This is a genomic window from Shewanella sp. SM32 (assembly GCF_025654235.1).
In the GTDB taxonomy this organism is placed as follows: Bacteria; Pseudomonadota; Gammaproteobacteria; order Enterobacterales; family Shewanellaceae; genus Shewanella; species Shewanella oncorhynchi.
Map to the genome: position 1 here is coordinate 78,139 of NZ_JAKKRO010000008.1, position 24,950 is coordinate 103,088.

At 45.4% G+C, this 24,950-nt stretch carries 23 protein-coding genes and 3 tRNA genes; 14 read left to right on the forward strand and 12 right to left on the reverse strand.

Going from position 1 to position 24,950, the window contains the following annotated elements:
- Positions 1–54 precede the first annotated feature (54 nt).
- From efp to L5M10_RS05250, 6 genes are all read right to left on the reverse strand, one after another.
- Positions 55–615, reverse strand: coding sequence for an elongation factor P (gene efp / locus L5M10_RS05225; RefSeq protein WP_105252465.1), 561 nt, complete (start codon positions 613–615; stop codon positions 55–57).
- Positions 616–660: 45 nt separating this feature from the next.
- Positions 661–1,842 (reverse strand): elongation factor P maturation arginine rhamnosyltransferase EarP, encoded by a 1,182-nt coding sequence (earP, locus tag L5M10_RS05230; protein WP_263254969.1) that lies wholly within the window; start codon positions 1,840–1,842, stop codon positions 661–663.
- Positions 1,843–1,953: 111 nt separating this feature from the next.
- Entirely contained in the window at positions 1,954–2,481 is a 528-nt protein-coding gene (fldA, locus tag L5M10_RS05235; protein ID WP_006081576.1) for a flavodoxin FldA, read from the reverse strand.
- A gap of 54 nt (positions 2,482–2,535) precedes the next feature.
- Positions 2,536–2,808, reverse strand: a complete 273-nt coding sequence (gene ybfE, locus L5M10_RS05240; protein WP_006081577.1) for a LexA regulated protein — start codon at positions 2,806–2,808, stop codon at positions 2,536–2,538.
- Positions 2,809–2,818: 10 nt separating this feature from the next.
- On the reverse strand, positions 2,819–3,040 hold the full coding sequence (locus L5M10_RS05245; RefSeq protein ID WP_006081578.1) for a DUF2788 domain-containing protein: 222 nt from the start codon (positions 3,038–3,040) through the stop codon (positions 2,819–2,821).
- A gap of 101 nt (positions 3,041–3,141) precedes the next feature.
- Positions 3,142–3,918 (reverse strand): alpha/beta fold hydrolase, encoded by a 777-nt coding sequence (locus L5M10_RS05250; RefSeq protein ID WP_173496693.1) that lies wholly within the window; start codon positions 3,916–3,918, stop codon positions 3,142–3,144.
- Between the two features lie 298 nt (positions 3,919–4,216).
- Here L5M10_RS05250 and seqA point away from each other — a divergent pair, with 298 nt between their 5' ends.
- Both seqA and pgm read left to right on the forward strand, forming a co-directional pair.
- Complete coding sequence (seqA, locus tag L5M10_RS05255) at positions 4,217–4,759, forward strand: replication initiation negative regulator SeqA (protein WP_105252468.1); 543 nt, start codon at positions 4,217–4,219, stop codon at positions 4,757–4,759.
- Positions 4,760–4,832: 73 nt separating this feature from the next.
- Entirely contained in the window at positions 4,833–6,485 is a 1,653-nt protein-coding gene (gene pgm / locus L5M10_RS05260; RefSeq protein ID WP_131524180.1) for a phosphoglucomutase (alpha-D-glucose-1,6-bisphosphate-dependent), read from the forward strand.
- Between the two features lie 113 nt (positions 6,486–6,598).
- Here pgm and msrA read toward each other — a convergent pair whose 3' ends face one another.
- Positions 6,599–7,078 (reverse strand): peptide-methionine (S)-S-oxide reductase MsrA, encoded by a 480-nt coding sequence (gene msrA / locus L5M10_RS05265; protein ID WP_028759985.1) that lies wholly within the window; start codon positions 7,076–7,078, stop codon positions 6,599–6,601.
- A 331-nt stretch (positions 7,079–7,409) separates the two neighbouring features.
- Between msrA and astE the strand changes: the two genes are divergently transcribed.
- From astE to nadA, 5 genes are all read left to right on the forward strand, one after another.
- Positions 7,410–8,444, forward strand: coding sequence for a succinylglutamate desuccinylase (gene astE / locus L5M10_RS05270; protein WP_173496696.1), 1,035 nt, complete (start codon positions 7,410–7,412; stop codon positions 8,442–8,444).
- Between the two features lie 162 nt (positions 8,445–8,606).
- Positions 8,607–9,785 (forward strand): thiamine pyrophosphate-dependent dehydrogenase E1 component subunit alpha, encoded by a 1,179-nt coding sequence (locus L5M10_RS05275; RefSeq protein WP_263254970.1) that lies wholly within the window; start codon positions 8,607–8,609, stop codon positions 9,783–9,785.
- A 3-nt stretch (positions 9,786–9,788) separates the two neighbouring features.
- Complete coding sequence (locus tag L5M10_RS05280) at positions 9,789–10,766, forward strand: alpha-ketoacid dehydrogenase subunit beta (protein WP_014610632.1); 978 nt, start codon at positions 9,789–9,791, stop codon at positions 10,764–10,766.
- A gap of 9 nt (positions 10,767–10,775) precedes the next feature.
- Positions 10,776–12,398 (forward strand): dihydrolipoyllysine-residue acetyltransferase, encoded by a 1,623-nt coding sequence (locus tag L5M10_RS05285; RefSeq protein ID WP_263254971.1) that lies wholly within the window; start codon positions 10,776–10,778, stop codon positions 12,396–12,398.
- A 132-nt stretch (positions 12,399–12,530) separates the two neighbouring features.
- Entirely contained in the window at positions 12,531–13,613 is a 1,083-nt protein-coding gene (nadA, locus tag L5M10_RS05290) for a quinolinate synthase NadA (RefSeq protein WP_028759980.1), read from the forward strand.
- A gap of 162 nt (positions 13,614–13,775) precedes the next feature.
- On the opposite strand, the gene gap is transcribed toward nadA, so the two are convergent.
- Together gap and L5M10_RS05300 are read right to left on the reverse strand one after the other, a co-directional pair.
- Positions 13,776–14,786: a type I glyceraldehyde-3-phosphate dehydrogenase gene (gene gap / locus L5M10_RS05295; protein WP_006081590.1), complete on the reverse strand. Its 1,011-nt coding sequence runs from the start codon at positions 14,784–14,786 to the stop codon at positions 13,776–13,778.
- Between the two features lie 201 nt (positions 14,787–14,987).
- The gene (locus L5M10_RS05300; RefSeq protein WP_263254972.1) at positions 14,988–15,887 is read right to left on the reverse strand and encodes a DUF2989 domain-containing protein; all 900 of its coding nucleotides are present in this window, start codon (positions 15,885–15,887) and stop codon (positions 14,988–14,990) included.
- A 203-nt stretch (positions 15,888–16,090) separates the two neighbouring features.
- Between L5M10_RS05300 and L5M10_RS05305 the strand changes: the two genes are divergently transcribed.
- The 5 genes from L5M10_RS05305 (at position 16,091) to L5M10_RS05325 (ending at position 19,793) form a co-directional block, all read left to right on the forward strand.
- Positions 16,091–17,524 carry a glyceraldehyde-3-phosphate dehydrogenase gene (locus L5M10_RS05305; protein WP_263254973.1) on the forward strand — a complete coding sequence of 478 codons (1,434 nt, stop codon included), beginning with the start codon at positions 16,091–16,093 and terminating at the stop codon, positions 17,522–17,524.
- Between the two features lie 373 nt (positions 17,525–17,897).
- Positions 17,898–17,973: transfer RNA gene (locus L5M10_RS05310), tRNA-Gly, on the forward strand.
- 24 nt (positions 17,974–17,997) lie between these two features.
- Positions 17,998–18,071, forward strand: a tRNA-Cys gene (locus L5M10_RS05315).
- Positions 18,072–18,120: 49 nt separating this feature from the next.
- Positions 18,121–18,207: transfer RNA gene (locus L5M10_RS05320), tRNA-Leu, on the forward strand.
- Positions 18,208–18,599: 392 nt separating this feature from the next.
- Positions 18,600–19,793, forward strand: a complete 1,194-nt coding sequence (locus tag L5M10_RS05325) for an amino acid aminotransferase (RefSeq protein ID WP_263161140.1) — start codon at positions 18,600–18,602, stop codon at positions 19,791–19,793.
- A 113-nt stretch (positions 19,794–19,906) separates the two neighbouring features.
- Here L5M10_RS05325 and L5M10_RS05330 read toward each other — a convergent pair whose 3' ends face one another.
- Positions 19,907–20,827, reverse strand: coding sequence for a YvcK family protein (locus L5M10_RS05330; protein ID WP_113940492.1), 921 nt, complete (start codon positions 20,825–20,827; stop codon positions 19,907–19,909).
- Between the two features lie 310 nt (positions 20,828–21,137).
- Between L5M10_RS05330 and L5M10_RS05335 the strand changes: the two genes are divergently transcribed.
- Positions 21,138–21,950 carry a glucosaminidase domain-containing protein gene (locus tag L5M10_RS05335; protein WP_113940491.1) on the forward strand — a complete coding sequence of 271 codons (813 nt, stop codon included), beginning with the start codon at positions 21,138–21,140 and terminating at the stop codon, positions 21,948–21,950.
- Entirely contained in the window at positions 21,943–22,566 is a 624-nt protein-coding gene (locus L5M10_RS05340; RefSeq protein ID WP_263161146.1) for a DUF2987 domain-containing protein, read from the forward strand. The genes L5M10_RS05335 and L5M10_RS05340 overlap by 8 nt, the downstream gene beginning before the upstream one ends.
- A 184-nt stretch (positions 22,567–22,750) precedes the next feature.
- On the opposite strand, the gene ttcA is transcribed toward L5M10_RS05340, so the two are convergent.
- Together ttcA and uspE are read right to left on the reverse strand one after the other, a co-directional pair.
- Positions 22,751–23,719: a tRNA 2-thiocytidine(32) synthetase TtcA gene (gene ttcA, locus L5M10_RS05345; RefSeq protein WP_181800873.1), complete on the reverse strand. Its 969-nt coding sequence runs from the start codon at positions 23,717–23,719 to the stop codon at positions 22,751–22,753.
- A gap of 78 nt (positions 23,720–23,797) precedes the next feature.
- Entirely contained in the window at positions 23,798–24,730 is a 933-nt protein-coding gene (uspE, locus tag L5M10_RS05350) for a universal stress protein UspE (RefSeq protein ID WP_028759972.1), read from the reverse strand.
- Between the last annotated feature and the right edge of the window lie 220 nt (positions 24,731–24,950).

Below are 24,950 nucleotides of genomic sequence, written 5' to 3' on the forward strand. Positions count from 1 at the left end.
CAAAAAAGCCAGTGCAAGCACTGGCTTTTCTTTGTCTGGAAACGAGAAGGGCGATTAAACGCGCTTCTTGAATTCACCAGTACGAGTGTCGATTTCAATTTTGTCGCCTACTTTCACGAAGTCAGCAACACTTACTGTGCCACCGCCAGTGATAGTCGCTGGCTTCATTACTTTACCTGAAGTATCGCCACGAGCTGAAGGCTCAGTGTAGATCACTTCACGGACGATAGTGGTTGGCATTTCAACAGAGATAGCTTTGCCATCATAGAAAGTCACTTGGCAAGTTTCTTCCATACCGTCAACGATATAAGCCGCTGCATCACCTAGGTTTTCAGCTTCTACGTCGTATTGGTTGTATTCTGCATCCATGAATACAAACATAGGATCTGCAAAGTAAGAATATGTGCAGTCAAGACGATCTAGGATGATGTCTTCTAACTTATCTTCACCTTTGAAAGTCGTTTCAGTACCAGAGTTAAGCAGTAAGTTTTTCAACTTTAACTTAACGATAGCAGCGTTACGGCCAGAACGAGTTGTTTCAGTTTTCTGCACAACCCATGGGCTGCCATCTAACATGATCACGTTACCAGGACGGATTTCATGAGCAGTTTTCATTACACTATTTCCTATATTTAGATTTTTCTGTTTTCGCGCAGTATCTTAGCTGTTTTTAACGAACTGAACTAGTCGAGTAGCGAGATCTGCAGCATTTAATGCATTAATTGGCCATTGTTTAGCATGGTGATGCAACAAGGGCAAATTAACAGGATTAAGGTTTTGCCAGTTAAGGCTCACGGCTGATTGCTGTGCTTGGTTGAACGCGAGATTCAATTCAGACCAATAACAAGCAATTTTAGGTGGCAGATTATCGCAGTAAAGTTTGAGAAAAGCTTCTAATTTTACGAGGTGATAATCATCTTCTTGGGGATAAATGTGCCAAATGAAGGGTTTTGCGGCCCATTGGGCACGTAAAAAGGAATCTTCACCGCGCACGATATTAAAATCACAGCTCCAGAGCAGGCGATCAAACCCCTGTTGGTCTGTCATAGGTAAAATGTGCAGGGTTAAATTGCCATGATTTATCTGTTGACCCGGCACTAGAGCGGCAATTTCACAGGGCAGTAAATGTGTCAGACTGTTTAAGCTACGCCCCTTGGGGATCAGCGCATGGATTTTTTCTACCGATTGCTGCCATAACTCACATAATGCGGGTAGCGCCTCGGTCTCATAGCTAAAAACGCTAATAACAGTGTCTTGTGCCTGAATGTCCTTAAGACCTAGATCAGTAAAAAGCTGCAATTTATTGGCAGTATCAGCTTGCCAAGCATCACGCTCTGCAAACAAATTTTGCTCGCAAATGAGTCCACCCGTTTTGGCGCTAAAACCGGGAAAGTAGAAATACTTCTTCAAACCATTGGCTTGTAACGATGGCAAACCATGGCAGCCTTCAACCCAATCCTCAGCACTTAAATACTCTAAATTCAGCCAGACAGGTACAGATTTTGGGGCGTTCTGATGTAAATAAACCAGCTGCGCTTTTACCTGTTCGGGTAATTCACAGGCAAAGGCTTCGATGAGCACAGCTCCTGCGACAAACGCTACAGGCAAACGCTCTTTCCAATGAATAATATTCACACCATTGAAGGTTTGAGTGGCTTTTAGTGGTTCAAGTGTCGGTAAAATATGGGAGAAGCTTGCGAGGTCGTCGACCCACAAATTAACTGGAATGTGGTACTCATTAGCCATTTGTTTGGCTAAACGCCAAGTGACGCCAATATCGCCATAGTTATCGACGACGGTACAAAAGATATCCCAATGGGTGGAGCTGGGTGTGTTGGTCATGAGTGTGGTATGTCGTTATTCTTAGTTACAACAAGTAGATAGTTGCAACAAGTAGAAATATATGCATAAAAAAAGCGGCGTTAAGCCGCTTTAATCAAATGGTTAACAGAATTAATCTTCTAATTCAGCTAAACACATTTCTTCGTAAATTTGCTTAACCCAAGCATCAACACGTTCTTCAGTCAGCTCTGGCTGGCGATCTTCATCGATACCTAAACCAATAAAGTGGTCGTCATCGACTTGACCTTTAGAGGCTTCAAAATTGTAGCTTGCAGTTGGCCAATGGCCGATGATGATGCCACCACGGGCCTGAACAATATCGCCAACCATGCCCATAGCATCAAGGAAGTACTCAGCGTAGTCTTCTTGATCACCACAACCAAAAATAGCGACAAGTTTGTCAGTAAAATCAATTTGCTCTAATTCAGGGAAGAAATCATCCCAGTCACATTGCGCTTCACCGTAATACCAGGTCGGGATGCCGAACAGCAGCAAGTCATACTCTGCAATCTGTTCTTTGGTACTTTTGGCGATATCTTTCACCTCAACCATTTTTTTACCCAGTTTTTTCTGGATCATCTTGGCTACAGCTTCGGTGTTACCTGTGTCGCTACCGAAAAAAAGACCTACAGTTGCCATTGTCTATCCTTTAATGTCTAGTTCACTTATTAGGTTAATCTTGCTGGTACTCGTTCAGCACTCAACTTGTTGCTGAAGAATTAATTCGATTAACTGGCTACGGCTGATGTTACTGGCCAATGCCTGCTCATTCAAGGCGTCATACAAATCTTGTGACACCTTTAACTCTATTCGCTTTAATCCGTTGGCTTTATCGCGCTGGATTTGATTGCGTTTGTTGACCTTAAGCTGTTGGCTACGGGACAAAGGATTACTTCTTGGGCGGCCCCGGCGCTTTTCATTGGCAAAAAGGTCAATAGTGGTTCTGTCTGTCGCTTCTTTTGCCATGTTCTTATTGTTAACCGATCCCTGAGCCTTCCCAAGTGATCTGGATAATACCTTTTACAATAAACCCGGCGCAGCCGAGAAATAACACTAACCAAACAATAAATCGACCAAATTTTGGCACGTTACCTTGTTTAAGCACATCGTGGATGGCCATGCCGATAAAGAAAAATATCGAGGCAAAAAACAGGTTCAGGCCGATGGTTTCAATTTGTTCCATGTACTGAGATAACATACTTTCTTAGTCCTTGAGAGTGTTCTAAGGCCAAAAGAGGCGCGAATATATCACAACAAGATGGCGGCTGCCATATGCTTTCGGTCGAGTTTGCTGCTGATTTACATTGAATGTTTGTCAATAAATTCAGACACGATCCGGTTAAAAATGACGGGTTTTTGCGCATGCAACCAATGACCACATCCTTCAAGTGTTTTTGCCTGTGCCGCGGGGAATTGCGCCATGATAGCGCTTCTGTGCTCGCTAGTGACATAATTTGAGTCGCCGCCGCGAATAAACAGACTTGGTCCAGCATAGCTTTGTACTGGATTTAGTGTCTGATTTTGCCAGCCAATAATATTAGGATAACAAGCCTTTAGACCACTTAAGTTCATTTTCCAACGAAAACCAGTATCAGTGCGTTGTAGATTTTTGAGTAAAAATTGTGCCGTTGCTTCGTCAATACCATTGTCAATTAAGTGGTTTAGGGCAAAGCGTCTGTCGGTATGGCCTTCTAAGGGCAGGCTTTCTAATGCCGCAAACACTGTGTCGTGTCTTGGCTCATAGGCGACGGGGGCGATATCGGCTGCCACCATACTGATAATGCGCTCAGGAAAGGCTAACGCCGTCGCCATGGCGATTTTACCCCCCATGGAGTGACCCACAATATGGGCGCGTTCAATAGCCAGTTCGTCGAGCAAGCTGATCATTGCAGTGGCGAGGCGAGGGTAGTCCATTTGATCCCAATGCTCACTTAAACCATGATTGGGCACATCGACACGAATAACTTGATACTGATTTTCTAATACTTGCCCTAGACCTTTGAGGTTATCTAGATTACCGAACAAGCCGTGGATCAAGAGCACTGCGGGTCCTTGGCCTGTAGAAACAAAGTTCATGGTGATTCCTGTTGGAGATTTTTAGCTTAGCGTGACGCGAATTGTGCCCTTAATGCCGTTGGCTTGACAAGTCAGTTGCTATTTCTATAGTGGGGGCGGCCAGTAACTTGTGTGCTTTTTCGGCAATTGTCGATTAACTGCTAGTTTGCTGTGCTATTTCCCGCACTTTTAGAATAATGGCGCTTTATCAGATTGATAGAGATAGATACACTGGTAACAGATCGCAATGATCTGCCCCGATCGCTGTGGTACACTTTTTTCGGTTAAGCCTGTTGAATAACAAAGGATAATTAAGGTTATGAAATATATCGAAGTAGATGAAGAGCTCTATCGTCATATTGCCAGCAAAACAGAACGAATTGGTGAGAGCGCCTCTGACATTCTTCGTCGATTACTCGGCCTGTCCGTCGATGCGGTCGAACAACCTCAGCCTTTGGCGATTAGCCAACCGAGCCTTGAAGCTGAACCTATTCAGCCCGTCGCGGCGCAAACAGTGCCAGCAGTGAATGATTTTAGTCGCTTAGTCGATGAACATCAGTTATCGCAGCAAAAAGGCGCAGTAGGTCGTTTTCTGTTTTTGCTCGAAAGTTTGTATCAATTAGCCCCAGAGCAATTCTCACAAATTTTGCAGATCCAAGGGCGCGATCGTTTGTATTTTGCTCGCTCTAAGGAGCAACTGCTCGAAGCGAGTGCTTCGGCTAACCCAAAAGAAATTGGTACAAGTGGTTTCTGGGTAACGAGTAACAACAATACCGCCAAGAAACGCACTATTTTATCGGAAGTTTTAGTGCAATTTGGTTGTGATGCGACAGTAGCAGCGGGTATCGCCGAGCGCGTTTAATCCGCGGATGAGCCAAGTTAGTACGACATTTTTCTACTTTTTCTAATTGTAATTGAGTGCAGGAGAGCCATCGGTGGCAATACATCAAAGGGCAGGACAAATCGCTAATCAGACGGATCTGGTCAATATTCCAAAACTGATGAGCCATTATTACAGCATCACGCCAAATATGGATGACGTACAACAACGCGTCACCTTTGGCACTTCTGGGCACAGAGGCTGCGCCTTCAATGGCAGTTTTAACCAACAACACATTTGGGCGATTACCCAAGCTGTAGTGGACTACCGTCAATCGGCAAATATCGATGGGCCGCTGATCCTTGGGATTGACACCCATGCGTTATCCTATGCGGCCTATTTGTCGGCAATTGAAGTGCTGGCGGCAAATAAAGTCACAGTGAAAATCCAACAGAACGACGGATTTACACCTACGCCAGTGGTTTCCCATGGGGTGATTTGCGCCAATCGCGAAGCCAATATTACGGGTGCTGCATTGTCCGATGGTTTGATCATTACGCCTTCCCACAATCCGCCTCAGGACGGTGGCATCAAGTACAATCCACCCCATGGTGGACCGGCCGAAGGTAATATCACGGCTTGGATTGAATCGCGGGCCAATGATTACCTGCGCCAAGCATTAGTTGGCGTGCAAAAATCAGCCTATGCCGATGCGCTGACTTCGGGTTATGTGCAAGCCATTGACTTGATTACACCCTATGTGGCTGATTTAGAAAATGTTATCGACATGCAGGCGATTGCCAACGCTAAGCTGCGCATCGGCGTTGACCCGCTCGGTGGTTCAGGGATTTTCTATTGGGCACCGATTGCCGCGCGTTATGGGCTCGATATCACGTTAGTTAATGATAAAGTTGACCCAAGCTTTAGCTTTATGCCGCTGGATAAAGACGGCAAAATCCGCATGGATTGCTCATCTCCCTACGCGATGGCCGGGTTACTCGCCCATAAAGAATCCTTTGATTTATGCCTTGGTAATGATCCCGACTATGACCGTCACGGCATAGTTTGCCCTGGTACGGGTTTGATGGATCCGAATCATTATCTTGCGGTCGCTATCGATTATTTACTGACACACAGACCAGATTGGAGCGATACCTTAGCCATAGGTAAAACCTTAGTATCGAGTGCGCTTATCGATAAAATCTGTGCTTTCCACGGCAAAAAGTTACTCGAAGTGCCAGTGGGCTTTAAGTGGTTTGTCGACGGTTTAGCCGAAGCCACAATCGCCTTTGGCGGTGAAGAGAGTGCTGGCGCGGCATTTTTACGCCGTGATGGCAGTACATGGTGCACAGATAAAGACGGCTTCATTTTAGGGTTACTTGCCGCAGAAATTCTTGCGGTGACAGGGAAAACCCCAGGTCAGCGTCACCGAGAGTTAGTAAAACAATTTGGCCAAAGTTTCTATAAGCGTATCGATAGCCCAATCAGTCTTGAAAACAAAGCCAAGTTTGCTTTGCTCAATGCTGACACCTTAAATGCCACTGTGCTTGCCGGTGAGACAATCGAAAACGTGTTAACCCATGCGCCAGGCAATAATGCGGCGATTGGCGGCATCAAAGTTACCACAGCTAATGGGTGGTTTGCGGCGCGTCCATCGGGCACTGAAGCGTTATTTAAAATCTACGGCGAAAGTTTTATCAGTGAGCAGCATTTGGCTGAGATCATCAAAGATGCGCAGGCATTAATTGATAAGGCGCTAAACGCTTAATGCAGCAGTAGGTTTATAAAGTATCAAAAAACAAACGCACTCAGATTTGAGTGCGTTTTTGTTTGTATCTAATTCAGCTGTGAGTAGTTGATCTAATACTGATTTGACTGTATTTAGTACTCGATATGACAACTCGGTAAGTTATTCTTATCGATGTAATTTTGGTGATATTCCTCAGCAACATGGAACTGTTGCAGTGGCACTATTTCAGTGACGATATGGCGTAATCCCCAACGGCCCGAGCGGGCAAAAGCTAACTTTGAGGCTTCTGCGGCCGCTTTTTGCTCTCGGTCGTGGAAGAAAATGGTACTGCGATATTGAGTGCCAATATCTCCGCCTTGCATGTTCAGACTCGTTGGATTGTGGTTTTTCCAAAATACATCGAGCAAGTCTTCATAACTGACAAGGGCGGGATCGAATTCCACTTGCACCACTTCGGCATGGCCCGTTTTGCCTTTTTTGACTTCTTCATAGGTTGTCGCCGCATTATTGCCGCCCATATAGCCGCAGGTGGCATTCGATACGCCGTTCACTTGTCTAAAAAAATACTCTACGCCCCAGAAACAGCCGGCACCAAAGGTTGCTAACGCCATAATTAAATCCAATAGAAGTCTAGATGGCTAAGGATTGTGATAAAACTTGAGTGCAAAAGCAAGCCTCAAGCTGGAATATTTATCATGGGAAATTCTTAGGGAATGTCCTGAGAATTTAACAATCAGCTTAGTTGAATGTCATTCCGCTTAAAACTGGGTCCTACGGCAATAAATGTCTGAGAACAGCACTAAAAACATGTGTTAGTATTGAAGCCGTTTTTTAGGTGCGAGTGAGACTAACCGCGGTGAGAAAAATGCTTAAGAGGTTATTTACTGCCAGCACTTATGTTATTGCGCCAATACTGTTACACACCATTATAAGGAGAATTCTGTGTTACAAGCTCTGTTAGATTCAAAGGATTTTTTAGCGCTCACCTTAGCCCATCCTGAACAGTTCGATGGCGAATTTTCATTTAACTTAGGCGATCATACTCAAGTGGAAGTGTGGGATACCGGTGTTATTGTTTTCGAACCAATACAGAATGAAGGAAAAGATATTGTGCTTTCCTGCGGTGTTCACGGTAACGAGACCGCGCCCATTGAACTCTGCAATAGCTTAATTAAACAACTTCTACAGCAAAAGATCATCGCAAAGCAGCGCACTTTATTTCTCATTGGTAACCCATTAGCGATTAATAACGGCACGCGGATTATTGACGAAAACATGAATCGTCTCTTTAGTGGTGAGCATTCCAATCCACCAGGGTTAGTGAACCCTGAGCGAGTACGCGCAAAAAAACTCGAAGCCTATGTCGATCGTTTTTATACTACGGTTGCCGATGGACGTCAGCGCATCCATTATGATTTGCACACGGCGATGCGCGCCTCGAAGCATGAAAAGTTCGCTATCTATCCCTACCGTCCAGGGCGCGCCTTTAGCGGCGAGCAAATTATGTTTTTAGCCGCAAGCGGCGTCGATACAGTACTTTTCCACCACGAACCGACCACGACCTTCAGTTATTTTTCCTCTGAACGCTACGGTGCCGATGCCTTTACCATTGAGCTTGGCAAAGTGTATCCCATGGGGCAGAACGACATGACGCGTTTTATCGCGACCCATGAAATGTTCATGCGCTTGATCACCGCTAAGCCGTTGGAGCTGGATGCATTTGATGCCGATAAGGTTAACTTGTACCAAGTGTGCCGCGTCATCAATAAACATTTCGATGATTTTGAATTTACCTTCGCAACTGATGTCGAAAACTTCAGATCTTTCCCGAAGGGCTTTGTTTTAGCGCGGGAAGGTGGGCAAGAAATTAAAGTGGAACATGAGTTTGAGTCTGTCGTGTTCCCTAATGCCAAAGTGCCTATTGGCAATCGCACTGTGATTTGCCTGATCCCTGCGGTGAATGCGGACGTGCGTTAGGCTTGTAAAGCAATATATACATGCGTGGCAGGGATAACTTGTGGTTTGAGCTATGCCAATGGTTGATAGGTAGTTTACGTTAACGTAATGTTCGTCGGGCATATTCGTATAAACAGACGCATCAAAACGCTTTGATGCGTAATGAGATAACAAGAGCACAATATGAGCAAAGCAACACTCAACACTGATACAGTGCACCGTGTCGGCTTCTTGGATAAGGCATCGCTACACATTCCTATCCTTCGAATTCTACAAGCCGACGGCACCACTTATGAAACCGCGGTTTTGCCTGTGATAGATGAAACCTTAGCCACTAAAATTTACGATACCTGTGTATTCACTCGGGTACTTGATGAACGTATGCTTGGTGCCCAGCGCCAAGGGCGCATCAGCTTCTACATGACCTGTACGGGTGAAGAAGCAGCGATTGTCGGCAGTGTGGCCGCACTCGATCAAGAAGATGTGATCCTCGCGCAATATCGCGAGCATGCGGCGCTGCGTTATCGCGGCTTTACCACTGAACAGTTTATGAATCAGATGTTCAGTAACGAGAAAGATCTTGGTAAAGGTCGCCAAATGCCAATCCATTACGGCAGTGCGGCATTGCATTATCAAACGATTTCTTCACCGTTAGCCACGCAAATCCCGCAGGCGACCGGTGTGGGCTACAGCTTAAAAATGCAAGGTAAGCGCAAAGTCGCGGTTTGTTATTTTGGCGAAGGCGCTGCATCGGAAGGGGATTTTCATGCTGGCCTAAACATGGCCGCGGTACTGAAATGCCCAGTGATTTTCTTCTGTCGTAACAATGGCTACGCCATTTCAACGCCCACCGAAGAGCAGTTTGCCGGTAACGGTATTGCCAGCCGTGGTGTCGGTTATGGCATGCACACCATTCGTGTTGATGGTAATGACATGTTGGCCGTGTTAGCGGCAACCCAGCAAGCCCGCGCCTATGCGATTGAGCATAATGCGCCTGTGCTGATTGAAGCCATGACTTACCGTCTCGGCGCACACTCTTCTTCAGACGATCCCTCTGGTTATCGCTCGAAAGATGAAGAAGCCAAGTGGCAGCAACACGATCCGGTTAAACGCTTCAAATTATGGCTTATCAACAAAGGTTGGTTGGCTGAAGCGGATGATGTGAAACGGCATGAGAAATATCGTGAAGAAGTATTGGCTGCGGTAAAAGTGGCTGAAAAAATTCCTGTGCCTATGCTGGATGAAATTATTGAAGATGTGTACGACAAGCCGACGCCAGTACTGAGAAAGCAACTCGCCGATCTTAAAGAACATATCAAAAAATATCCGCAAGCCTATCCAAAAAGTGCAGGGAGACTATAAGCCGTGGCTGAAATGAATATGTTACAGGCCGTCAATGAGGCCTTGTCGATTGCCATGCAAGCCGATGAACGCATGGTCGTTTTTGGTGAAGATGTGGGCCACTTTGGCGGGGTATTTCGCGCCACTTCCGGTCTTCAAGAAAAATTCGGTCGCGCTCGCTGCTTTAATACGCCGCTGACAGAGCAAGGTATTGCCGGTTTTGCCAATGGTTTAGCCTCAAATGGCATGACTGCCGTGGCTGAAATCCAATTCGCCGATTATATCTTTCCGGCGTTCGATCAAATCGTCAACGAGTCGGCTAAGTTCCGCTACCGCAGCGGTAATGAGTTCGATGTCGGTGGATTAGTGTTCCGTACGCCCTATGGCGGCGGTATCGCGGGCGGACATTATCACTCGCAATCACCCGAAGCCTATTTTACCCAGACGCCGGGGTTAAAAGTCGTGGTACCACGCAACCCTGAGCAAGCCAAAGGACTGCTGTTGGCGTCAATCCGTGACAAAAACCCGGTGATCTTCTTTGAGCCTAAGCGTTTATATCGCGCATCGGTTGGCGAAGTGCCAGCGGGCGATTATGAAATCGAACTGGGCAAGGCTGAAGTGGTTCGCGAAGGTAAAGACATCACCTTAGTGGCGTGGGGCGCGCAAATGGAAATCCTTGAAAAAGCCGCCGACATGGCCGCTAAAGAAGGGATCTCCTGCGAAGTTATCGATTTACGCACCTTGTCACCCTGGGATATCGATACCGTTGCCGATTCTGTCAAAAAGACCGGACGTTTATTGGTTAACCATGAAGCGCCATTAACCGGTGGTTTTGCCGGTGAAATTGCGGCGACGATTCAGCAAGAATGCTTCTTGTATCTAGAGTCGCCCATTAGCCGCGTTTGTGGTTTAGATACCCCGTATCCACTCGTCCATGAAAAAGAATATATGCCCGATGCGCTTAAGACCTTTGAAGCCATCAAAGCATCAGTGACCTTCTAGGAGTCCGGTATGATTAAAGATTTTATTTTGCCGGACATTGGTGAAGGCGTTGTTGAATGTGAACTCGTTGAATGGCTGGTGAAAGAAGGCGACACTGTCGTTGAAGATCAGCCGATTGCCGATGTCATGACAGACAAAGCCTTAGTGCAAATCCCTGCGCCTTTTGCGGGCGTGGTCACTAAGCTGTATTACGCGAAGGGCGATATTGCGAAAGTGCATGCGCCGCTCTATGCCGTAAAAATTGAAGATGCCGTTGAAATCGCAGGCGAATCTGTTACGGCTGAACCTGCTGCGACGACTGCAAAAGTGACTGAGCCAGTGGCAGTCACAAACGCGACCACGTCATCCCATTCATCAGTCAGCATTGAAGAGTTTTTACTCCCAGATATTGGCGAAGGCATTGTTGAATGTGAGCTAGTCGAATGGTTGGTAAGTGAAGGTGATTGGGTTGAGGAAGATCAACCGATTGCCGACGTGATGACAGATAAAGCGCTGGTGCAAATTCCTGCCATTAAAGCGGGTAAAATTGCCAAACTGCATTATCGCAAAGGTCAGCTAGCTAAAGTACATGCGCCTTTATTTGCCATTGAAGTTGAACAGGCGGCTTTTGCACCTGCAGCGACAACAAATACAGATACAGTGGCCAATGCGGCACCTGCAGCGCAGGCTGTGAATGCAGAGCCTGCTCGTCAAGGTAAAGCCTTAGCCAGCCCCGCAGTTCGTCGTATGGCGCGGTCGTTAGATATCGATTTGAGCCAAGTACCTGGCACAGGAAAGCACGGCCGTGTGTATAAGGAAGACATCACTCGCTTCCAACAAGGCGCGAGCAATGTTTCTGCTCCAAGTGTGGCTCAGGTAAAAGAGGCGCCAGTTCATGCGACTCAAGCATCTCAAACCCAAGTTCCAACATCCATAGTGACTCAACGCGCTGACACGGTTGAGCCTATTCGCGGCGTAAAAGCTGTGATGGCACGCATGATGGTGGAATCTGTGTCGAGCATTCCGCACTTTACCTATTGCGAAGAGTTTGATTTAACAGACTTAGTTGCATTGCGTGAAAGCATGAAAGTGAAGTATTCGTCTGATGAAGTGAAGCTGACCATGATGCCTTTCTTCATGAAGTCAATGTCGCTCGCGTTAGGTCAGTTCCCTGTGATGAACAGTCAAGTGAATGCTGATTGCACTGAACTAACTTACAAGGCACGTCACAATATCGGCATGGCAGTGGATTCTAAAGTCGGTCTCTTGGTGCCCAACATCAAAGATGTGCAGGATAAGAGCATTTTAGAAGTGGCGGCAGAAATCACCCGCCTGACCCAAGCTGCCCGCAGCGGCCGCGTGGCGCCAGCGGATCTGAAAGACGGCACTATATCTATTTCTAACATTGGCGCTCTAGGTGGCACAGTGGCGACGCCTATCATCAACAAACCTGAGGTGGCGATTGTGGCCTTAGGTAAGTTGCAAACCCTACCACGCTTTAACGCGAAAGGGGAAGTCGAAGCCCGCCAAATCATGCAAGTGAGCTGGTCAGGTGACCATAGAGTGATCGATGGCGGCACCATTGCTCGCTTCTGTAATCTGTGGAAACAGTATCTTGAGCAGCCTCAAGAGATGTTATTAGCGATGCGCTAAGCCACTGGCACGAATAACTGACACTAAAAGGACGCTAAAAGCGTCCTTTTTTATTTGCTTTGCACAAATGGGTTAATCTTTTGATCCCGATTACGTATAATTCCCGAACGTAGTTATCCTGATGGATGTGTTATGAGTCAGTTAGCCCCCAGCCCATTTGCTCCAACAATAGAAACCATTGATTACCCGTTTCCGCCTAAACCAGTGCCTTTGTCCGATGCGCAAAAAGCCGATTACAAGGCGCGTATCAAGCAACTGCTCATTGAAAAAGATGCCGTTCTGGTTGCCCACTATTATACCGATCCTGAAATCCAAGCCCTTGCCGAAGAGACTGGCGGCTGCGTTTCAGACTCCTTAGAAATGGCGCGCTTTGGCCGCGATCACCCAGCAAAAACCTTAATCGTTGCTGGGGTCAAGTTTATGGGCGAAACCGCCAAGATTTTAAGCCCAGAAAAAACCATTTTAATGCCGACCTTAGAAGCAACCTGTTCATTGGACTTAGGTTGCCCAATCGATAAGTTCAGCGCTTTCTGCGACGCGCACCCAGATCATACTGTGGTGGTTTACGCCAATACTTCGGCTGCGGTTAAAGCGCGCGCCGATTGGGTGGTGACCTCCAGTATTGCCCTTGAAATCGTAGAGCACTTAGACAGCGAAGGCAAAAAGATCATTTGGGGACCCGATCGTCATTTAGGCAGCTATATTGCCAAGCAGACGGGCGCCGACATGTTGATGTGGCAGGGCGATTGTATCGTTCACGACGAGTTTAAATCTAATGCGCTGCGCGATATGAAAAGCGTTTACCCAGATGCGGCTATTCTTGTGCATCCTGAGTCGCCAGCCAGTGTGGTGGCGATGGCCGATGCAGTTGGCTCGACCAGTCAACTGATTAAAGCAGCGCAGACCATGCCAAATGAGCGTTTTATCGTGGCAACCGATCGCGGCATTTTTTATAAAATGCAGCAGGCGGCGCCAGGTAAAATTTTAATTGAAGCGCCAACGGGCGGGAATGGCGCAACCTGTAAGAGCTGTGCCCACTGTCCTTGGATGGCGATGAACGGTTTGCAGGCAATTGAAGCGTCACTCGCCGACAGCGATAAAACCACCCATGAGATTTTTGTGGATGAAGACTTAAGAGTTAAAGCGCTTATCCCACTGACGCGTATGCTGGATTTTGCCAAGACACTGAATATGAAAGTGAAGGGTAATGCCTAAGCCCATTATTTAGCTTTTCTTCAGCCTAATAAAAATCCCCGCCATAGAGTGGGGATTTTTATGTCTGTTGTTTTTATTAAAACTAAGGCAATAAAAAGCCCCGCAAATGCGAGGCTTAATTGAGTAACGCGGAATCTAGTGACTAGATTACTTTACGCTTACTTACTTGGCGTTCATCAGGGCAACCGCGTTATCTAACATACGGTTACTAAATCCCCACTCGTTATCATACCAAGACATCACTTTCACTAAACGACCGTTTACACGGGTTTGAGTTGCGTCAAAGTTTGAAGAAAACGCATTGTGGTTAAAGTCGATAGACACCAATGGCTCTTTGTTTACCGCTAACACTTCGCTCAATGGCGCAACGCTGGCAGCACGTTCAATAATGGCATTCACTTCTTCAACTGTAGTGTCACGGGCAGCGATGAAAGATAAATCCACGAGTGATACGTTAACTGTAGGTACACGAACCGCTAAACCGTCGAATTTACCTTGTAATTCAGGTACAACCAAACCTACAGCAGCAGCTGCGCCAGTTTTAGTTGGGATCATTGACAGTGCCGCAGCACGGGCACGACGTAAATCTGTGTGGTACACGTCAGATAAACGTTGATCGTTGGTATAAGCGTGAATGGTGGTCATCAGGCCTGATTCGATACCAATCTCGTCATTTAACGGCTTAGCAAAAGGGGCTAAACAGTTTGTTGTACAAGAAGCATTTGAAATCACTGTCATGTCTGACGTCAGCACGTTGTTGTTCACACCGTAAACAACTGTGGCATCGACGTTTTTGCCTGGAGCAGAAATAATCACTTTCTTCGCGCCAGCGGTTAAATGTGGTTGAACGGTTTCTTTAGAAGTGAAGATACCGGTACATTCGAACACCACGTCTACTTGCAACTCAGCCCATGGTAGTTTTGCAGGATCACGTTCTTGGAAAGTGAGGATCTTATCGCCATTCACATAAATAGCTTCGGCATCATGGTCAACTTTCGCATTGAAACGACCATGAACAGAATCGTATTTTGTCAGGTGAGCGTTGATTGAAGCGTCGCCTAAATCATTAATAGCGACAATCTTGATTGGATAAGCTTTTTCGCTTTCGTACAAGGCGCGTAATACGTTTCTACCGATACGGCCATAGCCATTTATTGCTACACGGATAGTCATCTCATATCCCTCTGGTGATTATAAAATTCAACTGGTAGTAAAATTACCAAACTGACAGCTATCGTCAAGTTAAATCGGCATTTTACCGCTGTCTTGATTAACAAATTAGGTATTTTTTTTACATCGGTCGCGAAATCGCCATTTTTCACGCGTTAATTGGGTAAAAAATTACAAGATGGCAAACATTTTGCCATCAGTTGCTTAGTTTACTTTTTCGACAGGCGCAGGCGGCACCACCTCAGTTACAGTTGGCGCTTGGGCAACCGCTTGAGGATCAAGCCATTGTCTTACTGGACTCATAGAATAAGTGCCCTTTTTTAGCACATCGATAAGGGCTTGGGCTTTTAGATCGAGTTCAGTCGCCAGCGTTTTATTGCCACCGAGCAAGGCTAGCATTTTTTCCTCAGAATACTTCTGCTGCGTAAGTAGTAAATTTGCTTTCGTCAGCATATAGGATTTATCTAAAACTTGTTGCTGGCGATAGGCAGATGCGAGCCCAAGTAACCAGTTAACGTCGAAATCATCGTAATGGATCTCCGCAAAGACTTTAAGATAGAGTTGTTGCGCTTTGATGGCATTTCGATTGCTGTAATAGGTTGCGACTTGGGCAAGTAGAAAGGGGTCAGTCACTTCGCCGGCGTTTTCCTGTTCTAATAATCTATTTAACGCTGCGGTATCGCCAAAGCGAGTCCATTGGTAATAGGACATAAAAGGGTCTTGCCGTTCACGGGTTTGATCTTGTAGTAAACTTAAATTTTGAGTGCTTAGTCTAAAGGCTCTGGCTCTATCTGCTGTGCGATTGGTGTGGATGATATGCTGAACGCCAGAGGCGAGTTCAATACAACGGCTGTAATCCTCAAGGTAGGTTAATTGTGAGTAGAGCTGCTTACCTGTGAGGTTTTCGTTGTCTTTTAACTTGTAGCGGTTTTGGATAAGTTTGGTCTTTTCAGTCAAACACCAGCTGTCCTTATGCAAATCGGCACAAATTTCAGGATTATTTTTACAAATTACTGAGATATTTCGGTCATTATCACAACCGAAAAGACCGAAAAAGCTCATCCCTAAGGTAAATGATGTAATTATTACTAGATTTTGTCTCAAAACACTCTCCAAACGATAATTTTTCTAATAAAATTACAGATTTACAGAAAATATCTTACTGGCAACAAAGCGCGACTTTCATTACAATGGCGCCGACCAAAACAGGGTTTTCCCTAAAACCCGCATTAGATTATTGGTCTTTTCGTCATGTTACTCAAACCTTTCAGTACATTTTATTGAAAAGTGAGATAAAGGATCTGTAAATGAGCGCTGATAAACACCTACAAAGTTGGCAAGAACGTTTTGAAATGGCAGAGGCGATGCAGCCTTTGTTAGGCAAGTTGTACCGTAACCAAGGCGTTGAAGTCGTGGTCTACGGCAAGCCGTTACTCAATGCTTCTACGATTGAAATCATTAAAGCGCACCGTTTAGTTCGTCGTCATGTCGGTGAAAAATTGCGTTTACGCGAGAGTTTCCCCTTCGTTCAAGCTTTGAGCAAACTCGCAGTTAAACAATGTAAAGTGGATATTGGTAAACTCGCTGTCAATTACTGGCGCGACCATACTGATGTCAGCGAAATTGAAAGCTATATGGCAAAAGAATTGGCCGATGCTATCGACCATGCCGATGATGTCGCACCGCGTGACGTCGTGCTTTATGGTTTTGGCCGTATCGGTCGCTTATTGGCACGCTTGCTGATTGAACGCACAGGTCGCAGCAATAAGTTAAGGTTACGCGCTATCGTTTTACGTGGCGGTAAGAAAGGCGATTTAGAAAAACGCGCGAGTTTACTGCGTCGTGACTCAGTCCATGGCCCTTTCAATGGCTCTGTTGAAGTTGACGAAGAGAACAACGCCATCATAGCCAACGGCACTTATATCCAAGTGATCTATGCTAATTCACCCGACGAAGTGGATTACACTAAATACGACATCAATGATGCATTGATTGTTGATAATACAGGTATTTGGAAAGATGAAGCGGGTCTTGGTTTACACCTTAAGAGCCCAGGTGCCAGCAAAGTATTACTGACGGCTCCTGCAAAAGGCGCGATTAAGAACATTGTTTACGGTGTGAACGAAGGCGATATTACCCCTGAAGACATTATCGTTTCAGCGGCGAGTTGTACCACCAATGCTATTACGCCAGTACTGAAAGCTGTGAATGATAAATATGGTATCGAGAATGGTCACGTTGAAACGATTCATTCTTATACCAACGATCAAAACCTGATTGATAACTATCATACCGCTGACCGTCGTGGCCGTAGTGCACCATTAAACATGGTGATCACTGAAACGGGTGCAGCAAAAGCGGTTGCTAAAGCTTTACCTGCATTAGCTGGTAAGTTAACTGGTAACGCGATTCGTGTGCCGACGCCTAACGTCTCTATGGCGATCATCAGCATGAACCTGAATGCTGAGACCAGTAAAGATGAGCTTAACGAGTATCTGAAAGATACGGCGCTACAATCACCACTGCAAAATCAAATTGACTACACAGACTCTACTGAGATTGTATCGAGCGATTTAGTCGGTTCTCGCTACGCGGGTGTGGTTGATTCACAAGCGACTATTGCAGAAGGCAAGCGTGCCATTCTTTATGTATGGTATGACAACGAATTTGGTTACAGTTGCCAAGTGGTTGGCGTAATGCAAACGATGTTAGGTTTAATGACGCTATCTCTACCTGCGTAAATTGCCCACGTAGGTTTTGCTCGAGTGATTAATGACTTTGCTTAACCTTTGAATAAAGCGCCCAATAGGGCGCTTTTGTTTTTCTATACTTCTACAATTTTATTGGACTCGACTCCATAGCTCACCATGATCCCTTGTTTATCTGCCGCGTTTAATTAGCGGTAGCATCGGCATCAGTATCGGTACAAAGCCTAAATTGATGAATGAAACATCAACTTTACTGAGGTGTGGCGGTTTATTGGGCAAACGATACGGCTTAGATCATTTTTTAAAAATTGTTGATTGACTCTGAGGTCTAAATCGGTAGAATGCCAATCCGCAGTCAGGGGAAAGCATGCCGAGCATGAGTTCAAATGATTAAGCGCAATGATAGGCGACATTAGCTCAGTTGGTAGAGCGATACCTTGCCAAGGTATAGGTCATCGGTTCGAACCCGATATGTCGCTCCAAATTTTAATAAATTTGGCAGTTTGGGCGCGATGGCAGAATGGCTATGCTGCGGATTGCAAATCCGTCGATCTCGGTTCGACTCCGGGTCGCGCCTCCATAGATTAAAGTATTAATGACACGATTCCCGTCGTTAATATAAAGAGTTTGCCCGAGTGGTGGAATCGGTAGACACAAGGGATTTAAAATCCCTCGCTGGTAACAGCGTGCCAGTTCAAGTCTGGCCTCGGGTACCAAAAAACAGAAAAGCCCTGACTGATGTCAGGGCTTTTTTGCTTTATAACTTCTACACCCACATTTCATGATTCTTAATCTAGTATCACTACAGCTATAGATTGGTTAGGCCCAAGCCCACTATTTTATTCATTCAGTATTGCGACTTCTGACCTGTTTCTTTTCTACAATATAAAACTGAGTGATTTTGTGATCTAGATGTTGTAAATCGCTTTATTTAAGTAATGTCACTATTTGGCTAATAATTGCGTAATAAAATGTACTTTTTATTGTTGAATCGACAATAGTGTAATAATTTCCCTAAGAAGGGACTTAAGTCGCTATTACCCCCTTAAAGACAGTGGTATAAATAAGCCGAAATTTCCCCTACACGCGCATATTAGGATACGTAGTCATGATTTTCTCTCAAGTATTACTCGCACCCGCTGATCCAATTCTTGGTTTAACCGATACCTTTAAAGCTGATCCGCGTCAGGATAAAGTTAATCTTGGTGTTGGCATTTATAAGGATGAGGCAGGACAGACTCCCGTTCTGGCTTCAGTGAAAAAAGCCGAGGCCATTTTACTTGAGCAAGAGAAGACCAAAAACTACTTAGGCATTGAAGGCGTTCAAGCTTATAACCGTGTAGTACAAACATTGTTGTTTGGCGAAGGCAGTGCATTAATTTCTTCTGGCCGTGCTGCCACAGCGCAAGCACCTGGTGGTACAGGAGCACTGCGTATTGCTGCTGAGTTTTTACTGCGTAATACCGATTCGCACACTATTTGGGTGAGCAATCCAACGTGGGCCAACCATCAAAATATTTTTGAAACGGCGGGTTTAACGGTTAAAGAGTACGGTTATTACAAAGCAGAAGCCCATGACATCGATTTCGATACCATGATGACTGACTTGTCTCACGCCAATGCGGACGATGTCGTGCTGCTACACGGTTGCTGCCATAACCCAACGGGTATCGATTTAACGTTGGCGCAATGGGAACTTGTTGCTCAATTGTGTGCTGATAAGAAACTCGTGCCACTGTTTGACTTTGCTTATCAGGGTTTTGGTGCTGGCATTGAAGAAGATGCGGCAGGTCTGCGTTTAGTCGCGTCTAAAGTGTCTGAGTTGCTGGTCGCTAACTCTTTCTCTAAAAACTTTGGTCTATACAACGAGCGTATTGGCGCCGTGACTGTGGTGGCTGAAGATGCTGATGCTGCCGTACGTGCTTTTAGCCAAGTGAAACGTACCATACGCGCCAATTATTCTAATCCGCCAGCCCACGGCGCACTGATCGTCAGCACGATATTAAATGATGCAGCTCTGAAAGCCATGTGGGTGCAGGAAGTCAAAGAGATGCGTGAACGTATCGCCGAAATGCGTACTCTGTTTGTTGATAGCTTAAAGGCTGAGGGCGTGACTCAGGACTTCAGTTTTATTTCTCGCCAAAATGGCATGTTCAGTTTCTCAGGTTTAAACAAAGCCCAAGTGGCACGTTTGAAAGACGAATTTGGTGTTTATATTGTCGGCTCTGGACGCATTAGCGTTGCAGGCATGACTAAGACGAATATGCCTGTCATCTGTAAAGCCATAGCACAAGTGTTGTAATGGTTATTGCAGCCTTATAGACAGACTAAAGGGACATTCCTTTTAGCTTTACAGTATAAAGGACAGCATTTGCTGTCCTTTATTATTTCGATTGAATGATTAACAGGTCAGAGCTAGCAGGCAAGCGGTTGTTGAGTGAGATCATTGAGTCGCAGCAGGGCGCTTAATGCATCTAATAAATTAGCTTGATCATGTAGATTGGGATTATGGCGATTCTTCAACGGAAAATAGTTAATCAGTGGCCCTAAACGCGTTTGTTCACCGTGGCGAAGTACTTTGTGAATAATGGGCTTACCAATCACCTGGTGACACCAAGCGATACGTTGCTCAATGCTAAACCGACCCGCGGGTGAGGCCTCTTCGGCAAGGTTATCGATAAAGATCACCTGCGCTTTAGTTGCAGCGAGGCTTTTCGCGAACTTAGGTAACAGCAGTGGCGGCATGATACTGGTTAAGAAGCTGCCAGGGCCTAGGATAACTAAATCTGCGTGCCGAACGGCCTCACAGGCTTCAAAGGTGGCATCGACCTGTGGCTCAAGGCAGAGCGCGATGGGCGCTTCATTCATACTGTCGACATTAATTTCCCCAAAGACTTTACTGCCACAAGCTTGCAGGGCCACTAAGTGAGTGGGCTGCTCTGACATGGGAATAAGTTGGGTTTCTATCTTAAGTAAGTTACGGATGAGATTAACCGCTTCTAATGGACGAACGCAGAGTTGATCAAGAGCCAGTAAGATTAAATTACCTAAATTATGGCCACTGAGTTCAGTGGCTCCTTGGAAACGGTATTCAAACAATTGCGAGCCAACGGAAGGACGATTAGCTAAATGGGATAAGCAGTTACGTAAATCACCCCAAGCAATGCAGTCTTGTTCGGCTCTCAGTCGACCAGTAGAACCGCCATTATCAGTGGTGGCGACAATCCCTGTAAGGCGGTTGCCTAAAAAATCGAGCGAGGATAATACTCGGCCTAAACCATGGCCTCCGCCGATGGCGACGACACGTTCAAATTGATTTAACATCAAATGCTGCATCTGGGTTTTTCCTTCCTGAATACCCGAAAATTTAATGTCATAGCCATCCATTGTCGCTATAAGCGGGATGACTCATGAGCCGTTGTGCAATGGTGATAACGCTAAGGAACCTTAGTATAAATACTCAGTCAAATGCTTGCATCTATAAATGACGGCGTAATAGCAAGCTCGACTCGATAATGGTGCCTCAGGCGTAATATTGTACCTGAGTTCGTGATCATGATGATGGGCAAATTTCGTGAAATCTGACAAATAGCTTATAATCCGGCCTTTATTTGCCCAATAAGGGCGTTACACCTAAGGTGAATGATTGAAAACGGGTAGAATCGGTTCGTTTACATTGGCATTAGCCATGGTCATAGTGGCGATTTTTGCATTACGAGTTTGGATCATTCCTCACTCGAATGACTCATCCGCTATTGCGCCCCAATTCGTTAGCGATGTCGATCCTGTTACGCAAGTCCCTGACTTTTCAGCGATCAGCGACATTACCGAAAAGAAGAAAGCTTTTTTTGATTTCCTGCGGCCGATTGTTCAGCAACAGAATGCCATTATCTTGATGGAGCGTGGCTTTATCAATGAGATGCTTGCCTTAGTCGATAATGGTAAGAGTTTATCTGATACTGAATTAGCGCAGATCAATGCGTTATTTGATAAATACCAATATCCGGCGCGTAACGTAGATGCTAAGTCATTAGCAAGCTTACTTAAACGTGTCGATATCGTGCCGGAATCTATGGTGTTAATTCAAGCCGCGAATGAATCGGGTTGGGGGAGTTCACGTTTTGCCAGAGAAGGTTTTAACTTTTTTGGTGAATGGTGTTTTACTTCTGGCTGCGGCATAGTGCCGTCCTCACGTGGTTCGGGTAAAAGTCATGAGGTGAAAGTGTTTTCATCGGTCGATGAATCGGTTTCATCCTATATGCGTAATTTAAACTCTAATACTGCCTATGCGTTATTTCGCTCTATTCGAGCAGATTTACGTTCACAGGAGCTAGAGCCAACAGCGGATCAATTGATTTACGGTTTAGTGAATTATTCTGAAAGACAAGAAGCTTATATTGATGAGCTGCTTGATATGTTACGTCATAATGAAAAATATTTGGTGAATGTCGATGTATAAAAAACTGTTGTTTAGTAGCCTGTTTTTGTTGGCAACTAGCGCCGCTGCAGAAACTGTATCCCTTGAATATAAAGGCTTTTATGATAGGTTAAAACAAGTCAATAAAGGCGGTTATCAACTCGTGGAAGTGGCTTTTAGTGTTCCAATGCAAAAGAATTGTTTGATCCAAAGTGGTTCTATTTCCAGTGAAAAAACCTCAACGCCACTGACGTATACTGATGCTCAGCGGTTATTCATTCCCTTAGATGATGATTTAAAAGATCAGCGAGCCTTGGTTAATCTGCATTTCGCTGGCAGCGCTGAGGGATGTGGTATTGCAATGCAAGTGAGAGCAAAACAGACATTAGCCGAGTACGATAAAACGCGCTTACAACAAATCATGACTGAGATGGACACGCTGCTCGGTGCTATGCAAGGCTTCCCGATGCGTTATTTTAGGGAATCCATTACTGGCTTAAACTTTGAATTCTCACCTGAACAAGAAGTCTATGTACTCCTTAATGGCCGTGAAGAAGCGATAAAAGGCAGTTATAAATTAGCCGCTAATGAGCTTGAAAGCATCACCACGCTAAGCTTCAGTGCCCAGCCATTAGTGTTGAGTCCTTGGGTGAAGTAATCATCTTTGTATCTTGAATAGGTGTCTTGAGATAAGCGATTCAGAAGCGCTGGCTCAAAGATAAACTTATTCTGTAGCCATAAAAATGCCCACATTAAGTGGGCATTTTTGTTGTGTTAATTTATCTTGTTTACTTTCGTTGCGTTAACTTCTCTTACTGAATAGGCGCTAAATTCAGTCTAAGTTAGACTTCGTAAGTGTTAACAATATCAATGCGTTTTGCTGCATCCAAATCGATACGACCACTATTGGCGATATCAAGAAAATCGAATGCAGGCAGATTGGCTTCAGCAACATCACCACGCATAGGCGCATCTGGGTCACGTGTTAGAGACACAAAGTCGAACTGTTCACGGTCAACACCCTGTGATGGTGCGGTGTTTTGCATGGCGGTGAAAATCGTTTCAATGCGTCCGGGGTATTGTTTATCCCATTGATTCAGCATGTCTTTGACTGCGGCGCGTTTTAAGTTTTCCTGTGAGCCACACAAGTTGCATGGAATGATTGGAAATTCTTTTAAGCTTGCATATTCTTCGAGATCTTTCTCGCGACAATAGGCTAGGGGACGTATGACGATATTAGCGCCATCATCCGACAGCAGCTTTGGCGGCATTGCTTTCATCTTACCGCCAAAGAACATATTTAAGAACAAGGTCTCGATAATGTCATCCCTGTGATGGCCTAGGGCGATTTTAGTGGCGCCGATACGCTGAGCAAAGCCATAAAGCGTGCCGCGGCGAAGGCGAGAGCATAGGGAGCAGGTGGTTTTACCCTCAGGGATTTTGTCTTTCACTATCGAGTAAGTATCTTTCTCGAGGATGTGATATGGCACATTGAGCTTATCGAGATAGGCGGGCAATACATGTTCAGGGAAGCCAGGTTGCTTCTGATCTAAATTAACCGCAATGATTTCAAACTGAATGGGCGCGCGTTGCTGCAGATTCATCAAAATATCGAGCATGGCGTAGCTGTCTTTACCGCCACTGAGGCAGCACATGATCTTATCGCCATCTTCAATCATATTGTAATCGGCAATCGCGCTGCCCACTTCACGACGAAGCCGCTTCTGTAATTTATTCAGACGGGTAGTTTGTTTTTTTGATAATTCTTCCGGCATAGGATTTGCCGTAACTTCAGATATAGCTTCAAGCATAAAAAAGCGCCCAGTAACACAGTTTCAGGGCGCGTATTATTCCAGCTATCTTTGGCGGGGTAAAGAGCCGCGTATTGCTTAGGCTTCTTCTAACGGTGATTTATAACCGTCGGGCTTTATAGCCAATAAATCGCAGTTGATGCTATCGATAACATGTTCAGCGGTATTGCCTATCAATGCTGCTGAAAATCCGGTACGGCCGACAGTCCCTAGGATCACCAATTCAGCATCAAGTTTTTCAGCAAGCTCAGGGATCACATCCTCTGGTAAACCTTCTTTTACATGGCAATGACTTGGATTAATATCATAAGCGCTCGCAAGATAACTCACGCGCTGCTCATGCTGCATGCGAATGGTTTCGTTGTATGACTGGGCATCAAAGTCAGGAAGCTCGATGGCTAAGTTAACTGGCGTGCCGGGATAACCATTAACTAAATGTACTTCAGCAGAGAACTTTTTCGCCAAATCTTTTGCATGTTCAATAATTTTACCGTTAAGCATTTGATGATCGGTATCTTCGGTTGCCACATTCACAGCACAGAGGATTTTGCCCGCGGCTGGCCAGTCATGGGCTTTCACCATCAACACTGGCACAGGGGCTTTACGCATTAAATGCCAATCAGTTGGAGTGAAAATCACCGCTTTGAGTTTGTCATGGGCATGGGTGCCTTTAACAATCAAATCGTATTGCCCTGAAATGGCATGATTAATAATGCTTTCAAAGGGGCGGTTATGCCAAATGACTTGAGTATCGATATTGAGTTGCAGATGAGTATAAGCGGCGAGTAAGTCTTGGATCCAGGCGAGCCGTTGATCTATGACACCTTGACGCATGGCTTCGCGTTCTTGATTCGACAGAATCGAAGTCATTTCGTAAGAGAAGTCGAAGATAGAAAGAAACACAGTGACTTGAGCGTTGCATTTACTGGCCAAGGCGACCGCTCGTGCAAGGGCAACTTGATTCTCAGTGGTAGGGTCAACCACAACCAGTATTTTTTGATAATCCTTCATGGGAGGTTCCTTTAGTCATAGGCTCAATATCATCATGAGCCTTTGGCAGTGAGCTGTATTGTTCTAGATCAAACTCATTTGAAATTGATTAAAACTCGCTTAAAAATCATGCCTTAATCTGCATGACATGTCTAGCAAGCACAGCTTTCACCATTAAACTGTTATGCTATTGGCGACAATTATTTAGGCTTGACCTCTCACGGTTAATGCTCTTGCGATT

Excerpts from the sequence above, each read along its gene's own strand:
- efp (WP_105252465.1), bottom strand. The coding sequence starts at position 615 with ATGAAAACTGCTCATGAAATCCGTCCTGGTAACGTGATCATGTTAGAT.
- L5M10_RS05245 (WP_006081578.1), bottom strand. The coding sequence starts at position 3,040 with ATGTTATCTCAGTACATGGAACAAATTGAAACCATCGGCCTGAACCTG.
- L5M10_RS05340 (WP_263161146.1), top strand. The coding sequence starts at position 21,943 with ATGTATAAAAAACTGTTGTTTAGTAGCCTGTTTTTGTTGGCAACTAGC.
- L5M10_RS05330 (WP_113940492.1), bottom strand. The coding sequence starts at position 20,827 with ATGCAGCATTTGATGTTAAATCAATTTGAACGTGTCGTCGCCATCGGC.
- ybfE (WP_006081577.1), bottom strand. The coding sequence starts at position 2,808 with ATGGCAAAAGAAGCGACAGACAGAACCACTATTGACCTTTTTGCCAAT.
- ttcA (WP_181800873.1), bottom strand. The coding sequence starts at position 23,719 with ATGCTTGAAGCTATATCTGAAGTTACGGCAAATCCTATGCCGGAAGAA.
- L5M10_RS05325 (WP_263161140.1), top strand. The coding sequence starts at position 18,600 with ATGATTTTCTCTCAAGTATTACTCGCACCCGCTGATCCAATTCTTGGT.
- gap (WP_006081590.1), bottom strand. The coding sequence starts at position 14,786 with ATGACTATCCGTGTAGCAATAAATGGCTATGGCCGTATCGGTAGAAAC.
- fldA (WP_006081576.1), bottom strand. The coding sequence starts at position 2,481 with ATGGCAACTGTAGGTCTTTTTTTCGGTAGCGACACAGGTAACACCGAA.
- L5M10_RS05250 (WP_173496693.1), bottom strand. The coding sequence starts at position 3,918 with ATGAACTTTGTTTCTACAGGCCAAGGACCCGCAGTGCTCTTGATCCAC.
- nadA (WP_028759980.1), top strand. The coding sequence starts at position 12,531 with ATGAGTCAGTTAGCCCCCAGCCCATTTGCTCCAACAATAGAAACCATT.
- L5M10_RS05285 (WP_263254971.1), top strand. The coding sequence starts at position 10,776 with ATGATTAAAGATTTTATTTTGCCGGACATTGGTGAAGGCGTTGTTGAA.
- L5M10_RS05305 (WP_263254973.1), top strand. The coding sequence starts at position 16,091 with ATGAGCGCTGATAAACACCTACAAAGTTGGCAAGAACGTTTTGAAATG.
- earP (WP_263254969.1), bottom strand. The coding sequence starts at position 1,842 with ATGACCAACACACCCAGCTCCACCCATTGGGATATCTTTTGTACCGTC.
- msrA (WP_028759985.1), bottom strand. The coding sequence starts at position 7,078 with ATGGCGTTAGCAACCTTTGGTGCCGGCTGTTTCTGGGGCGTAGAGTAT.
- seqA (WP_105252468.1), top strand. The coding sequence starts at position 4,217 with ATGAAATATATCGAAGTAGATGAAGAGCTCTATCGTCATATTGCCAGC.
- uspE (WP_028759972.1), bottom strand. The coding sequence starts at position 24,730 with ATGAAGGATTATCAAAAAATACTGGTTGTGGTTGACCCTACCACTGAG.
- L5M10_RS05275 (WP_263254970.1), top strand. The coding sequence starts at position 8,607 with ATGAGCAAAGCAACACTCAACACTGATACAGTGCACCGTGTCGGCTTC.